This window comes from Mycolicibacterium nivoides (assembly GCF_003855255.1).
GTDB classification, from domain to species: domain Bacteria; phylum Actinomycetota; class Actinomycetes; order Mycobacteriales; family Mycobacteriaceae; genus Mycobacterium; species Mycobacterium nivoides.
Genome location: NZ_CP034072.1, coordinates 166,268 through 179,487, shown reverse-complemented (window position 1 = coordinate 179,487; position 13,220 = coordinate 166,268). Strand labels below are relative to the sequence as shown.

13 protein-coding genes are annotated in these 13,220 nt (G+C 66.1%); 2 read left to right on the top strand and 11 right to left on the bottom strand.

Annotated features, from left to right (window positions below; all coding sequences use genetic code 11):
• Positions 1–9: 9 nt before the first annotated feature.
• The 8 genes from EH231_RS00920 to EH231_RS00885 all read right to left on the bottom strand — a co-directional run bounded on the left by EH231_RS00920 (position 10) and on the right by EH231_RS00885 (position 8,335).
• A complete protein-coding gene (locus EH231_RS00920; protein ID WP_124711693.1) occupies positions 10–1,065 on the bottom strand; it encodes an acyl-CoA dehydrogenase family protein in 1,056 nt (351 codons plus the stop codon).
• Entirely contained in the window at positions 1,065–1,937 is an 873-nt protein-coding gene (locus EH231_RS00915; protein ID WP_124711692.1) for an amidohydrolase family protein, read from the bottom strand. Before EH231_RS00915 ends, EH231_RS00920 begins: the two co-directional genes overlap by 1 nt.
• Positions 1,934–3,550 (bottom strand): acyl-CoA synthetase, encoded by a 1,617-nt coding sequence (locus EH231_RS00910; RefSeq protein ID WP_124711691.1) that lies wholly within the window; start codon positions 3,548–3,550, stop codon positions 1,934–1,936. Before EH231_RS00910 ends, EH231_RS00915 begins: the two co-directional genes overlap by 4 nt.
• A gap of 8 nt (positions 3,551–3,558) precedes the next feature.
• Positions 3,559–4,809 (bottom strand): amidohydrolase family protein, encoded by a 1,251-nt coding sequence (locus EH231_RS00905; RefSeq protein ID WP_124711690.1) that lies wholly within the window; start codon positions 4,807–4,809, stop codon positions 3,559–3,561.
• Positions 4,810–4,813: 4 nt separating this feature from the next.
• Positions 4,814–5,635 (bottom strand): enoyl-CoA hydratase, encoded by an 822-nt coding sequence (locus tag EH231_RS00900; protein WP_124711689.1) that lies wholly within the window; start codon positions 5,633–5,635, stop codon positions 4,814–4,816.
• A gap of 111 nt (positions 5,636–5,746) precedes the next feature.
• Positions 5,747–6,754, bottom strand: coding sequence for a dihydrodipicolinate synthase family protein (locus tag EH231_RS00895; RefSeq protein WP_124711688.1), 1,008 nt, complete (start codon positions 6,752–6,754; stop codon positions 5,747–5,749).
• 17 nt (positions 6,755–6,771) lie between these two features.
• Positions 6,772–7,566, bottom strand: coding sequence for an SDR family NAD(P)-dependent oxidoreductase (locus tag EH231_RS00890; RefSeq protein WP_090434154.1), 795 nt, complete (start codon positions 7,564–7,566; stop codon positions 6,772–6,774).
• A gap of 7 nt (positions 7,567–7,573) precedes the next feature.
• Entirely contained in the window at positions 7,574–8,335 is a 762-nt protein-coding gene (locus EH231_RS00885) for a crotonase/enoyl-CoA hydratase family protein (RefSeq protein WP_044517197.1), read from the bottom strand.
• A 264-nt stretch (positions 8,336–8,599) separates the two neighbouring features.
• On the opposite strand from EH231_RS00885, the gene EH231_RS00875 reads away from it, so the two are divergent.
• A complete protein-coding gene (locus tag EH231_RS00875) occupies positions 8,600–9,367 on the top strand; it encodes a TetR/AcrR family transcriptional regulator (RefSeq protein ID WP_170856499.1) in 768 nt (255 codons plus the stop codon).
• Positions 9,368–9,427: 60 nt separating this feature from the next.
• On the opposite strand, the gene EH231_RS00870 is transcribed toward EH231_RS00875, so the two are convergent.
• From EH231_RS00870 to EH231_RS00860, 3 genes are read right to left on the bottom strand one after another with little or no spacing between them, the layout of a single operon-like run.
• A complete protein-coding gene (locus EH231_RS00870; RefSeq protein WP_090434151.1) occupies positions 9,428–10,609 on the bottom strand; it encodes a thiolase family protein in 1,182 nt (393 codons plus the stop codon).
• A 52-nt stretch (positions 10,610–10,661) separates the two neighbouring features.
• Positions 10,662–11,564 carry an enoyl-CoA hydratase/isomerase family protein gene (locus EH231_RS00865; RefSeq protein WP_164480718.1) on the bottom strand — a complete coding sequence of 301 codons (903 nt, stop codon included), beginning with the start codon at positions 11,562–11,564 and terminating at the stop codon, positions 10,662–10,664.
• Positions 11,554–12,327, bottom strand: a complete 774-nt coding sequence (locus EH231_RS00860) for a FadR/GntR family transcriptional regulator (RefSeq protein ID WP_124711687.1) — start codon at positions 12,325–12,327, stop codon at positions 11,554–11,556. The genes EH231_RS00865 and EH231_RS00860 overlap by 11 nt, the downstream gene beginning before the upstream one ends.
• 91 nt (positions 12,328–12,418) lie before the next feature.
• On the opposite strand from EH231_RS00860, the gene EH231_RS00855 reads away from it, so the two are divergent.
• On the top strand, positions 12,419–13,213 hold the full coding sequence (locus EH231_RS00855) for an enoyl-CoA hydratase/isomerase family protein (RefSeq protein WP_206429627.1): 795 nt from the start codon (positions 12,419–12,421) through the stop codon (positions 13,211–13,213).
• The last annotated feature ends 7 nt before the right edge of the window (positions 13,214–13,220 follow it).

Here is a 13,220-nt window from a genome sequence, read left to right as displayed (position 1 = left end):
CTTGTTCCCCTAAACCTTTGTGACTTCCCGGCTCTCGCGAGCCGCGACAATCTGAGCAATGCGGACCGCGGTGGCACCCGGGTCACCACCGGCGAGTGCCCAGCCGCGGGCCCGCACCAGGTACGCAGTGGCCGCCGCCTCGGCGGACACCCCGAGTCCACCTTGAACGTGTACCGCCATGGTGGCGGCCTTGGCGGCCTCCTCGGCCATGAAGACGAACGCAGCGGGAGCCAGTTCCGGCCGCTCGTCGGGCTCGTTGTCGAGGAACCATGCCGCCCGACGCGCCAGGCCCCGCCCGCTCTGGACGGTGATGGCGATGTTGGCCAGTGGGTGGGAGATGCCTTGCAGCGTCCCGATCGGTACACCGAGGGTGTAGCGGGACTTGGCGAACTCGGCGGCGATCGTCATGGTCTCCTCGACCAGACCCACCAGCGCTGCCGCGGTCAGCAGACGCCATTCGTCCAATGCCCGTTGATATTCCGCCAGGGCGTCGGAACCGCCGGCCAGCACCACCCGAGTGTCTGCGGCCGCGGGGTCCACCCAGGCCATCGGCAGCTTGCCGATGTTGTCGACGCGGGCCGGCCGCGTGGAGAATTCCAGCTTCACGACGTCCTGTCCATCGCGGACGATGACGTGATCGGCGATCGACCCGAGGGGGATCAGCCGGGCGCCGGTCGGTGCGACCTGCTGCGGATCAAACCCGACGATCTGCGTGCCCTGCACGATCTCTTCGGACTCGCACGCGCCCAACCTGGCCAGCAGCCGCGCCGCCACGACATGGTCTATCCATGGCACGGGCGCCACCGAGCGGCCGAGCTCCTCGGCCACCAAGGTCAGATCAACCAGTGTTGCCCCGTCACCGCCCACGGATTCCGGGAGTGCCATCGTGGTGGCACCCATGGCGCACAACCGTTCCCACAGACTCTTGTCGAAACCCGACGGCTCGGCCGCACGCACCGTCTCGATGTCGGAGTGCGTCTTGAAGAACTGCCGGTACGCGGTCTGCAGGTCGATGTGGTCCTCGGTCAGGCTGTAATCCAGCCTGCGCAGTTCGTAGCGGTCCATCAGCTCTCCATCTCCTTATTGCTCCTCGCGTGCGCGGTGTCCTCGCCGAAGAAGAACTCCGCGGCATTGTTGTAGAGGTAGTTGTCCAGCACATCAGGCGGCAGGTCGAGGGCCAGCGCCTCGGGCACGACGCGCTGCATCCGCAGCACCGGGAAATCCGAGGCGAAGATGACCTTTCCCTTCCCACGGGTCCGCATGAAGTGCAACAGGCTCTCCGGCAGCCGCTTCGGCGACCACGCCGACGTCATCAACCGCAGGTTCTGGTATTTGATCAGCATCCGGATCGCGATGTCCCACCACGGATCTGCGCCGTGGATCATGCACAGCTTCAACTCCGGGAACCGCACGCAGACGCGGTCGAGGTGGATGGGGTTCTGCACCTCACCCGGAATCGGCGGGCCGGGAATGCCCGTGTTGACGCAGAGCGGCAGTTCCATCTCGGCACATTTGGTGTACAGCGGGTAGTACACCGCGTCGCTCGGGGGGTACTGGCCGTCTCCCCAGAAGCTGGGCCCGACAACGGTATAGGCGACCGGGAGGTCGGCCACGACGGCTGCGAGTTCACGCAGCGACGGGATGGGGCGCAACAGGTTGACCCCACCCATCGCGAGCGCGAAGCGGTCGGGGTGCGCCTCGACGAACTTGCGCGCCGTCACCGACGGTTTGGCCAGGGAATCCATCAGGATCGCCTTCCGCACACCGTGGGTGTCCATCTCGTCGAGCATCTCCGACAGGTCGATGGGGTCATACATCGACTTCGGACCCTTGAAGTAGTCGTCGCGCACCTTCTTCATGAAGGTGGGCTGATTCTCGGTCTCGCCGAAGTGCACGTTGGCCAGACAGTCGATCACTCGGTTCTCTGTGCGTGTCATGCCTTGATCTCCGCCTGTTCCGAGGCCAGGCTCTTCGCCCAGCGATAGTCGGCCTTGCCGTTGCCGAGTCTGCGAATCTCCTCGACGAACAACACATCCTTGGGAAGTTTGAACCGGGCCAGCCGGGTCGCGCAGTGCTCCCGGAGGGCGGCCGCGTCGACCGGACCGCGGGTCGACACGAGCGCGACAACTTCTTCACCCCACCGCTCACTGGGTCGACCGACGGCGAGCGCATCCACCACCTGAGGATGTGCACGCAGGACTTCTTCGATCTCCTCGACGAACACCTTCTCGCCACCGGTGTTGACCACCAACGAGTCCCGCCCCAACAGGCGCAGGGTGCCGTCGGCGTCGAGCGAGGCGCGGTCACCCGAGACCACCACCCGTTCGCCGGCCACCTCGGGGAAGGTTTTCGCCGTCGCCGCTTCGTCGTTGAAGTACCCGAGCGGGATTCGGCCGTTGCGCGCCACCCAGCCCACCTCGGCGTCGCCGGGATCGAGGAAGCGGGAGTAATCGTCGGCGAGCACCAGCCCACCGGCCCGCAGCTGGAAGGTTTCGGCGGTCGGGGTCTCGCGCTGGGTGTGGCCGAATCCCATGTTGCCGGTCTCCGAAGAGCCGAATCCGTTGATGATGGTGATCTGCGGGAGGTGTTCCAGCAGCGCGCGTTGATGTTTCGGGTTGGTGGCCGCGCCACCGGTGCCGATCGCGAACATCGACGACAGGTCGTACGAATGCCGGCCGAGCTCCTCGACGATCGGTGCGGCGTAGGCGTCGCCGACCATGGTCATCAGCCCGATCCTCTCCCGCTGGGCGGTTTCGAGCACCGTGCGCGGATCGAAGCGGGGCTTGGTGTCGTGCAGCACCACGGTCTGGCCGGACAGGAGACCGGAGAACGCGGTCCACATCCCGGCGGCATGCATCAGCGGCGACACCGCGAACCACGGCGGGCCGGCATTGGCCACCTTGTCGTGGATCTCGCTCACCTGGTCGTGGTCGGCGCCGTTCATCGATGACACGTAGATGTCGCCCTGACGCCACATCACGCCTTTGGGACGGCCGGTCGTTCCGCCCGTACAGACCATCAGCAGGTCGTCGGGTGACGCCGAGCCTGAGCGCTCCGTATCACCCTGGGCGAGTGCGTCTTCCAGCGACACCGCGCCCGGCAACTCGGTACCGTCACCGTCGTCGACGGAGATCAACACCTCGACTGTGCCTTCTCCGAGGACATCGTTGAACCTGGCCCCCAGTGATCGGTGGTAGATCACCGCGCGGGGCTTCAAATAGGCCAGCAGGTCGGCCACCTCGCCGGGCGAGTAGTAGTAGTTCACGTTCACCGGGACCGTCCGGGCCTTGAGGCAACCGATCACCATCTCGGGGTACCGGTCGTTGTGCATCACGAGCGCGACCACGTCCTGACCGCATTCCCACCGGTTCAGGTCCTGACGCTCCCGGTGCGCACCCAGCCCGCGCGAGGCCAGGAAGTTGGCCAGCCGGCGGGTCAGTTCGGCCCCCTGCGCGAAGGTGGTGCGGCGGGTGCCGCACACCGTCATCTCCCGGTCGGGTACCGCCTCGGCGATCGCATCGACGACGGCGCCGATCGTCCACTCGGCCATGCCGGCGACTACGCCGGTACCGTGAGGTGCCGGGCACCAGGGGCGGTCCGGTTCACGTCGCCGAGCAGGGTTAGTGCGTTGTCGCGCATGACCATCCGGGTGTCCTCGAGGCTGAACTCGGGGAACTGCGGGATGTCGGCGGTGAACGTGGTCGGATCCGCGAGCCCCTCGCCGTGGGGCCAGTCGGAGCCGAACAGGATCTTGTCGACGCCGATGGTGTCGGCGAGCAGCTTCACGTCGTCCTCGTAGTACGGCGCGATCCAGACGTTGTTGCGCAGCTGCTCGACCGGGTCCTCCTTGAAGTGATACGGCGCGTTGTTGGCGGCCTTCTTGAGCCGCTTGATCAGCCGGTAGACGAAGTAGGAGCCGTTCTCGATGCTCACGACCCTGAGCTTGGGATGCCGGGTGAACACCTGGTGCACGATCATCGATGCCATGGTGTCGTGGATGGCGCGGTCGTCCATGATCACCATGTCGAGCGGATCACGCTTGCCGAACCCCTTGAACACCCCGCTACCGCCCCATAACGCCGGGACCGCCATGTACCCGGAGTCAGACAGATGGAAGACGACCGGGACGCCGGCCTCGGCCAGGCGCGCCCACACCGGGTCGTGCAGCGGGTCACCGAGCGAGCGGGGCCTGACCGCACCCGGTACCGGCGCCGGCCGCACACAGACGAGCTTGGCGCCACGGCTCAGCACGAATTCGACTTCCTCGACAGCCTTTTCGGGATCGGCCAGCGAGATGATGGGCGCCGACACGAAGCGGCCGTCGGGCCGGTCGAATCCCCAGTCCTCGTCGAGCCAGAGGTTGAAGGCGTGCACCGAGGCCATGGTGGCCTCGATGTCGTGCTTGAGCCCTTCCTCCACACCGCAGGCGAAGGTCGGCAGCATGAACACGGTTTCCAGACTCTGGCGGTCCAGCACTTTCACCCGGGCATCGCGATTCTGGTACTCGGGATGGTCAGCGAGACGGTCGACCTTCATCAGCGACGCGGGGTCCACCCCTTCGGGGATCTCGCCACGGAACAGCAGGTCCAGGCAGCCCGGTTCGATGATCGGATCGAAGGTGGGATTGGGGATGAAGTGGTTGACCGTCCCACCGAACATCGCCAGCGTACGTTTGCCGTCTTGCACCATCTGCACACCACGGCTCCGGAACTCCTTGGGCAGGTGCCTGGTGAACGCATCGATCGGCTCGTAGTAATGGTTGTCGACGTCGACGGCGAGGTACGGAAGCCGTTCGGGAGCGTCGGTCATGTCATCAACCTTCTTTCAGGGGCGGGAAGTTGGGGGGCCGTTTTTCGAAGAATGCGGTGATGCCCTCGACGAGATCGGGGCGGACCATGGACTCGTGCATGAGTTTTTCGGCGCGGTCGCTGACGTCGGCGACGTTGTCATTGGCATCGCCGTAGAGCTGGCCCTTGATCACCGCCATTGAAGCCGGCGAGCAGTTGCGGGCCAGATCCTCGGCGTACTCCATGGCGCGGGTCAGCAGATCCTCAGGCGCGACAACCTCTTTCACCAACCCGAGCGCGAGAGCCTCCTCGGCTAAGAATGTCCGGCCGGACAACAGCAGGTCCGCAGAGGCTCCCCAGCCGGCCAGTCGAGGCAGGATCCAGGTAATGCCGTACTCGCCGATCAGGCCGCGGCGCGGGAAGGCGGTGGCGAATTTCGCGCCGGCCGCCGCGAATCGGACATCGCACATCAGCGCGTGGGTGAGGCCGATGCCGACGCACGCCCCATTGATGGCGGCGACGACCGGCGTGCGCAGCTCGGTGAGAAAGTGCGGGTGGCGTTCGCCGACGATCTTGCTGACATCGGTGTCTTCGTTGATGCTGGCACCCAGATCTTGCATGGCACCCATGTAGGCGCCGGCGCAGAACCCGCGTCCGCTTCCGGTCAGCACGATCGCCCGGACCGCCGGATCGGCTTCGGCGCGATCGAAACCCGCGTAGACGCCGGCGGAGATGTCCGCACCCCAGGAGTTCAGCCGATCGGGACGGTTGAGGGTGATCACCGCAACCCCTCCGTCGGTGACCTCGTAGAGGACCGCCTCGGTTCCCACACTGTCAGCGACCGTCATGCGCCGCTACCTCCCGATGCCACACCAGCCGTTCAGACATACATACTGTATACCTATCGGTAGTGCATTCCGCAAGCCTGGCGCTGCCGCTTCGACCTGCATAAAGGCGGTTCAGGCGTCGATCAAACCGAGCTTTCGATAGGCGGTCTCGATCTGGGTCTTCGCAGCATCCGGCAGCATTGCCTGGGGTGGACGGGAATGCGGGTAGTCGCCGATGGGCAGGCCCAGCACCGAGGCCGCGTACTTGAACGCGTCGGCCCAGTGGGTGAAATAGTCGGCCCGGCCCGGGTAACAGGTGAACCAGGACCCCATGTCGAGGCTGAACTGGTCCAACCCGGACTCACGGCCGAAGTCCATCGCCTCGATGAGCCGGTCGGCGTACACCAGATCCCAGTACTCGGTGAAGATGCGGCGTTGCGGGGTCTCATAGAGGTACCCGGCCGTGCCCAACTGGGCCGGGCAGACGATGCCCTCCCGGAGCCAGCCGGCCCGGTACACCGTGGTGTCGCATTCCCAGACCGCCAGATACGGCGCCAGCTCATGCAGTCGGCGACTCGCCGCCGGCCGGAACGCACCCTCCTTGGTGGCGCACACGGCCGGGATGACCTCGGCGATCCGGGCGCTTTCGTCGGGTGTCAGCACGTACCCCGAGGACGGTGAGTTGAACATCCCCAGCGCGATATCCGTGCGATCGGCGATGTATCGAAAGAAGCGCAGAACGCCCTCTCCGGCGTGCGCCTCCATCATCGGTGTCTGGATGTAGACGATGTCGGCGCCCGCCTGCTGGGCATGCAGCGTGAGCTCAAGACAGTCCTTGGCCGACGTCGCCGCGGTGCAGGCCTGAACCACGACATCCGGGTTGGCCCGGCGTCCCTCCTGGATCGCCACCTCGAGCAGCTGCTTGCGCTCGGCCAGGGTCAGCGCCCAGAACTCGGCCAAACCGCTGGTACACCAAAGCATCTGGTGACCGAGATCGCCGGCGCAGTAGCGCACCAGGTGCCGGTAGGCATCCCAGTCGATGTCGTCGCCGTCGGTTCCGCAGAACGGGGTATAGAGTGAGTCACCGATTCCGCGCAGTGCACCGCGCGCCCAGTCCCGCGCTTCGGCTGCCGTCGCCATATCGTGCTCCTCCAGGCTCAGATGTAGTCGCTACCGCCGTCGACGTTGATATTCGCACCAGTCATGTACGAGTTGCGCTTGGATGCGAGAAATGCTGCGACAGGCCCGATTTCGCTGGGAAGTCCGGCACGGGGCAGGTGGGCGGGATGCCCGAAATGCTCGTCGATGGCGGCCATCAACGCATACGGGTCGTCGCCGTCGACACCCACCGTGCCGGCCCAGCCCCGCAGCGACTCCGACGAGATGCTGCCCGGGGAAACCACATTGACCATGATCTCGTCCTTGGCCAGCAACAACGACAGGTTCTTGGACACGCTGTTGACGGCAGCCTTGGCCGCGGTATAGGCCGGCAGCCGGGTGCTCTGCCGCTGGGTGGAGTGGGCCGAGAAGTTGACGATGCGCGCCCATTCGGCGTTGCGCAGCAACGGCAACGCCGTACGCACGCAGCGCACCATACCCATCAGGCCGGCGTCGAACGCTTCCTGCCACTGGTCGTCGGTCAACTCCTCGAAGTTGCCCGCGGCCCCCGGGCCGACCGTGTTGATCAGCGCGTTGATCTCACCCCAACGCTCGCCCACGTCGGCGAAGGCCCGCTCGACCTGGGAGCTGTCCGAGGTATCGGCGACGATCGCCACCGCCTCCGGCGATCCCAGGCGGGCCAGCTCCGTTGCGGCAGCGTCGAGTACGTCGCGGGACCGCCCGACGATCGCGATCCGCGCACCGTCCTCGGCCAGACATCGGGCCGTCGCGAAGCCCATCCCTCGGCCACCGCCCACGACGACGGTGGCCGCACCTGCGAATCCGAGATCCATGGACCCGTCAGGAACCGGTCCAATTGGGTGCGCGCTTCTCGGCGAAGGCGATCGCACCCTCCTTGGCGTCGTTGGAGGAGAAGACCGGTCCGAGCAGTTCGCCCTGCTTCTTCCACATCTCGTCGGCCGACCACTCCGCCGACGACGCGATGATCTCCTTGGTCACGGCCACGGCCAGCGGGCCGTTGGCGGTGATCCGATCGGCAAGTTCGAGCGCACCGTCGAGCGCCTCACCTGGCTCGGTCAGCTTGTTGACGAAACCCCATGCGGCGGCTTCCTCGGCGGTGAAGCTGTCGCCGGTGAGCGCGAGTTCCATCGCCTTCTGGTACGGGATGCGCTGGTGCAGCCGCAGCAGGCCACCACCCCCGGCGACCAGACCACGCTTGACCTCGGGGATGCCGAACTTCGCGACCTTGGAGGCGACCACGAGGTCGGTCGCCAGGACCAGCTCGGTCCCACCGGCGAGCGCGAACCCTTCGACAGCTGCGATCAGCGGCTTGCGCGGCGGACGCTCGGTGAAACCCGCGCCGCGACCGGGAACGTAGGGCAGCTCCCCCGAAGCGAACGCCTTGAGGTCCATGCCGGCGCAGAAGTTCCCGCCCGCGCCGGTGAGGACGGCCACCGACAACTCGGGGGTGTCGTCGAGTTCGTCCATGGCATCGGCGAGCCCTTGGACCACCGCAAGATTGAACGCATTGCGCGCTTCCGGACGATTGATCGTGATGACGAGCGTCCGACCCCGACGCTCCCGCAGAACTACTTCCGACACCAATTGCCCCTTCGCTCACGAAGCCCAATAACCCGGAAAAGCCTACTATAGGGATTACAGTACAAAGGCGACACCCCGTCGGCCATGCCCGAGCGACGCGTCGGCGCCAACGGTGGAAGACACCCACGGAAGGGCTACCGGTAAGGTTGACAGCGACAAGACCCCGCGACACGCGCGCATAGGCGCAGTTCAGGTGGTGGCCGGCGGTAAATTCACCTGCGATTGACCCGCGGCACAGGGACGACTTGAGCAGATTCGATTTCGATGGAGGTGCCCGCAGTGGCAAAGCAACCGACCGCTGAGAAACGTCAACGTCGCGAACGCGGGTCCATCAATCCCGACGACATCATCAACGGCGCATTCGAACTCGCCGAGCAGGTGTCGATCGACAACCTCAGCATGCCGCTGCTGGGCAAACATCTGGGCGTCGGTGTCACGAGCATCTACTGGTACTTCCGCAAGAAGGACGACCTGCTCAATGCGATGACCGACCGCGCGCTGCGTGAGTTCGTCGTCGCCACCCCCTACGTGGAGGCCAAGGACTGGCGCGAGTCACTGGCCAACCACGCCAGGACCATGCGAAAAGCCTTCATGGGTAACCCCATTCTGTGTGATCTCATTCTCATTCGCTCGGCGCTGAGCCCGCGCGCCGCCCGCCTGGGCGTGCAGGAGATGGAGACCGCGATCTCCGGACTCGTCGAGGCCGGACTGTCCGTCGAGGACGCCTTCGACACGTATTCGGCCGTGTCGGTACACGTCCGCGGGTCAGTTGTGCTGCACCGCCTCTACGAGAAGAACCGGGCCAACGACAACGCGCCCGGCGACTACGAAGAGACCATGGTCATCGACCCCGAGGTGACCCCGCTGCTGGCACAGGTCACCAGCGAGGGGCACCGCATCGGGGCGGCCGACGAGAAGAACTTCGAGTACGGCCTGGAGTGCATCCTCGACCACGCCGCGCAGCGGATCGAGGCGAACGCCGGTAAACCGGCCAAGAAGGCACCTGCCCGCCGCAAGGCCGCGGCCAGCTGACTCCGCGTCCCTGGCGCATCCTTCTCGGATGTTCGCGCCGGGGACGCAGGGCCACCTGCTTTAGACCTCGATGACCAGCCCGCCACCCTGACCGCCGCCGGCGCACATCGCGGCCACGCCGATACCGCCACCACGGCGCTGCAGTTCGTAGATCAGGGTGGTGACCATGCGGGCACCGGAGGCCGAGATCGGGTGACCGAGGCTGCAGCCGCTGCCGGAGAAGTTCACCAGCTCCTCGTCGATGCCGTACTTGCGCACCGCGGCGATCGGCACCGAGGCGAACGCCTCGTTGATCTCCCACAGCGCCACATCCGAGGCCTTGAGCCCGGCCCGGTCCAGGACCTTGCCGATCACCTCGACGCCGCCGAGGCCGGTGTCACGAGCGGCGACACCGACCGCGCCCCACGCCCTGACCTTGGCCATCACGTTGAGGTTTTCCGCGGCCGCATAGTCGTCGCCGACCAGCGCCACAGCAGCGGCAGCGTCGTTGGTGCCGCTGCTGTTGCCCGCGGTGATGGAGAATCCTTCGATCTCCGGGTGCAGGACCTTGAGTTCGGCGAGCTTCTCGGCGGTGGTGCCGCGGCGCGGGTGCTCGTCGACGCTGAACTCGATGACCGAGCCGTCGGGCTGGTTCACCTTCAACGGCACGATCTCGTCGAGGAACTTACCCGCGTCGATCGCGGCGATGGCCCGCTGATGCGACCGCGCTGCCCAGGCGTCCATGTCCTCGCGGGTGATCCCGGCGGCCTGTGCGGTGTTCCAGCCGACCGTGATCGACATGTCGCGCATCGGCGCATCAGGGGTCTCCACGTGCGTCGGGGTCATCCACGGCTCGATGAACTCGATCTCGGGCCCGAATCCCGGAACCCGCCACTTCATCAACGGCGACGAGGACAGCGACTGCACACCGCCGGCGACCAGGACCCGCTCCATGCCGGAGCCGATCTGGGCCGACGCGTTCCCGATCGCGGTGAGCGATCCGGCGCAGTGCCGGTTGACGGCCTGGCCGGGCACGGACTGCCAGCCCAGTGCGTCGGCTGCGTAGCGCGCGATGTCGCCGCCACCGTAGTTGGATTCGGCGAAGATCAGATCATCGATGGCCTCCGGGGCGATTCCGGCGCGACGCACGACCTCGGGCAGGACGGTGGTGATCAGGGTTTCCGGCGGGGTGTTGACCAGGGTCCCCTTGAAGGAACGGCCGATCGCTGTGCGGGCAGCGCCCACGATGACGGGTGTTGGCATGGTTCCACCTTTACGCTATGTCGTGTTTCTGTAACGGTATCAGGACGGGTTTCTACTGCGGTTCGGGGACGTGGAAATGTTCGTCGCGCAGCCGGAACGCTTCCTTCGTGCCATGCTGCGCGCGGGTCTTGACGAAGTTGAACTCACCCGGCGAGAACTGCAGGTTGGTGCCGTAGGCGTGGAAGATGTAGCTGGCCACCTCCTCGCCCTGGTAGGCCTGACTCTGCTCGACGAGCCGGAACGCCTCCTTGGCGATCACGACCCCGTCGGCCGGCATCTTGGCCGCCTTGGCCGCCCAGTACTGCGCCCGAGCCGTCAGCTGATCGGCATCGCACGTGTCGGTGAAGACGCCGAGGTGCTCGATGGAACCGGCCTCGACGATGTCCCCGGTGAGCAGCATCCGCCGGGCCAGCACCGGGCCGAGGCGGTGGAAGAACATGTGCAGGCTGCCCAGAGCCGGACCGAGGAACCGGGTGGCCGGCATCCCGATCTTGGTATCGCGGGCGATCACCGAGATGTCGGTCATCAACGCCATCTCGAATCCACCGCCCAGTGCGTAACCGCCGATCTCGCCCACGGTGACCTTGGGGAAGCCCATGAAGTTGTGGTAGAAGCCAAAAGACTTGCGGTCCACAGTGAGTCGGCGTCGCTGGCTCGGCCGCGACTTGCGTGAGGCCTTCTCGGCCCCACTACCCTGCTCTTCGCGCGAGCGCTCATCGCGATCGCCGTACCAGCCGTAAGCATTGTTCATGTCGGCGCCGGTGCTGAACACGCCCTCGGCACCGCGCAACAGAACCACGGTCAGATCGTCGTCGTCGGCCACGATGTCGAGGTAACGCGCGATCTCGTCGCGCATCGCGGCGTCATAGGAGTTGCGCTGCTTGGGATTGTTCAGCGTGATGGTGGCGATGCGGTGGTCCGCATCGACCTCGAAGAGCACCCGGTCATCTGTCATGCGAAATCAGCCTCGCTTCAATGGTTTTGTCATTGTCGGCGGCCAGCGTGGTGCGCCGCGCCGCGGTGAGATGGTCGGCCGCGAGCTTGGTCGCCCGGGCCGTATTGCCGTCGGCGATCGCGTCCACCAGCCGCTGGTGGTCCCGCAGCGCGGCCCGCATGGTCGGGACCGACATGCCCGCCTCGCCTTCGCCTGTCCACACCCCGGATTCGTGCGTGGACCAGATCAGCTCCAGCGAGCCGATCAGCAAGATCATCGGCTCGTTGCCGCATCGCGAGACCAGGGCTTCGTGGAACCGGCGGGCGTTGGGCACGTACTGCGAGGTGTCGTCGAACTGCCCTGCCTGACGGTCGATCTCGGCCTGCAGGTACGGCACCACCTCGGTGGCGCGGTCCTCCCGTGCGGCGCACATTCCCGCGCAGATCGGCTCAAGGTGCAGCAGTGCCTCGCTCACGTCGGCCGGCGTGGCGGCCCGCGCCTGCAGCACCATGCCGATCATGTGGGCGGTGCGGTCTGCCGACGGCATCTGCACCACCGCTCCCCCGACATTTCCGCGGCGGACCGAGATCAACCCGTCGGTCTCCAGGAGGTGAATGGCCTCGCGCAACGCCGGTGGACTGACCCCGAACTCCTGGAACAGGCTCTCCTGGGTGGGCAGGATGTCGCCCTCCCTCAGGCGGCCCGACAGGATGTCGTCGCGCAGTTTGGACGCGACGATCTCGGCAACCCGAGGCTGCCGGATGCGCCTCGCGCGTCCTTCCATCAGCGACCTTTCCTTGCTAACTTGTACAAGATAGTAACCGCATTGCCTACTGTATGGGCAACTGTATGGATTGGGAAAGGCTGGAATCCAGGTGAGTGACGGTTCGGTGACCACGTCCCGCGCGGACTCCACCCTGCGCATCACCCTCGACCGCCCGTCGCGGCGTAACTCGTTGAACCATCAGATGATCGACGAGCTGGTCGGCATCTTGTCGGCGGCCGCCTACGACGATTCCCTGCGAGCCATCGCCATCACCGGGGCCGGTGACGACTTCTGCACCGGGGCCGACTGGGTCGCCACCAACGATTCAGGTCAGCGGCCCCGCACCGGCGACCTGGTCCGGCGGATCCCGCACACCGCGCACCGCGTCATCGAACTGGTCGCCACCATCCAGCTGCCGGTGGTGTGTGCGGTGCGGGGCTGGGCCGTCGGGCTGGGCTGCAACCTGGCACTGGCCGCCGACTTCACCATCGCCGACACCGGTGCCACCTTCTGGGAACCGTTCATGAGCCGCGGGTTCACCCCCGATTCCGGCGCGACCTGGCTGTTGCCCCGGCTGGCCGGGGTGGCCCGGGCCAAGCGCATGCTGCTGCTCGGCGAGCAGGTCACCGGGTCCCAGGCTACCGACTGGGGGTTGATCCACGATGCGGTTGCCGCCAACCAGTTGGATACGGCAGTGGACTCCTTATTGGCGCGGCTGACCGCCGGACCGACCGTCGCAATCGGGCTGGCCAAGCAGGCCATCGCCTACGGCCAGCACGCAACGCTCTCGCAATCACTCAACCAGGAGCTGTCCAACCTGGAACTCTCCTGCCGCACCAGCGATTTCAAAGAGGGCCTGGCCGCGTTCCGGGACCGCCGCGACCCGGATTTCCAAGGCCGATAAGACAATA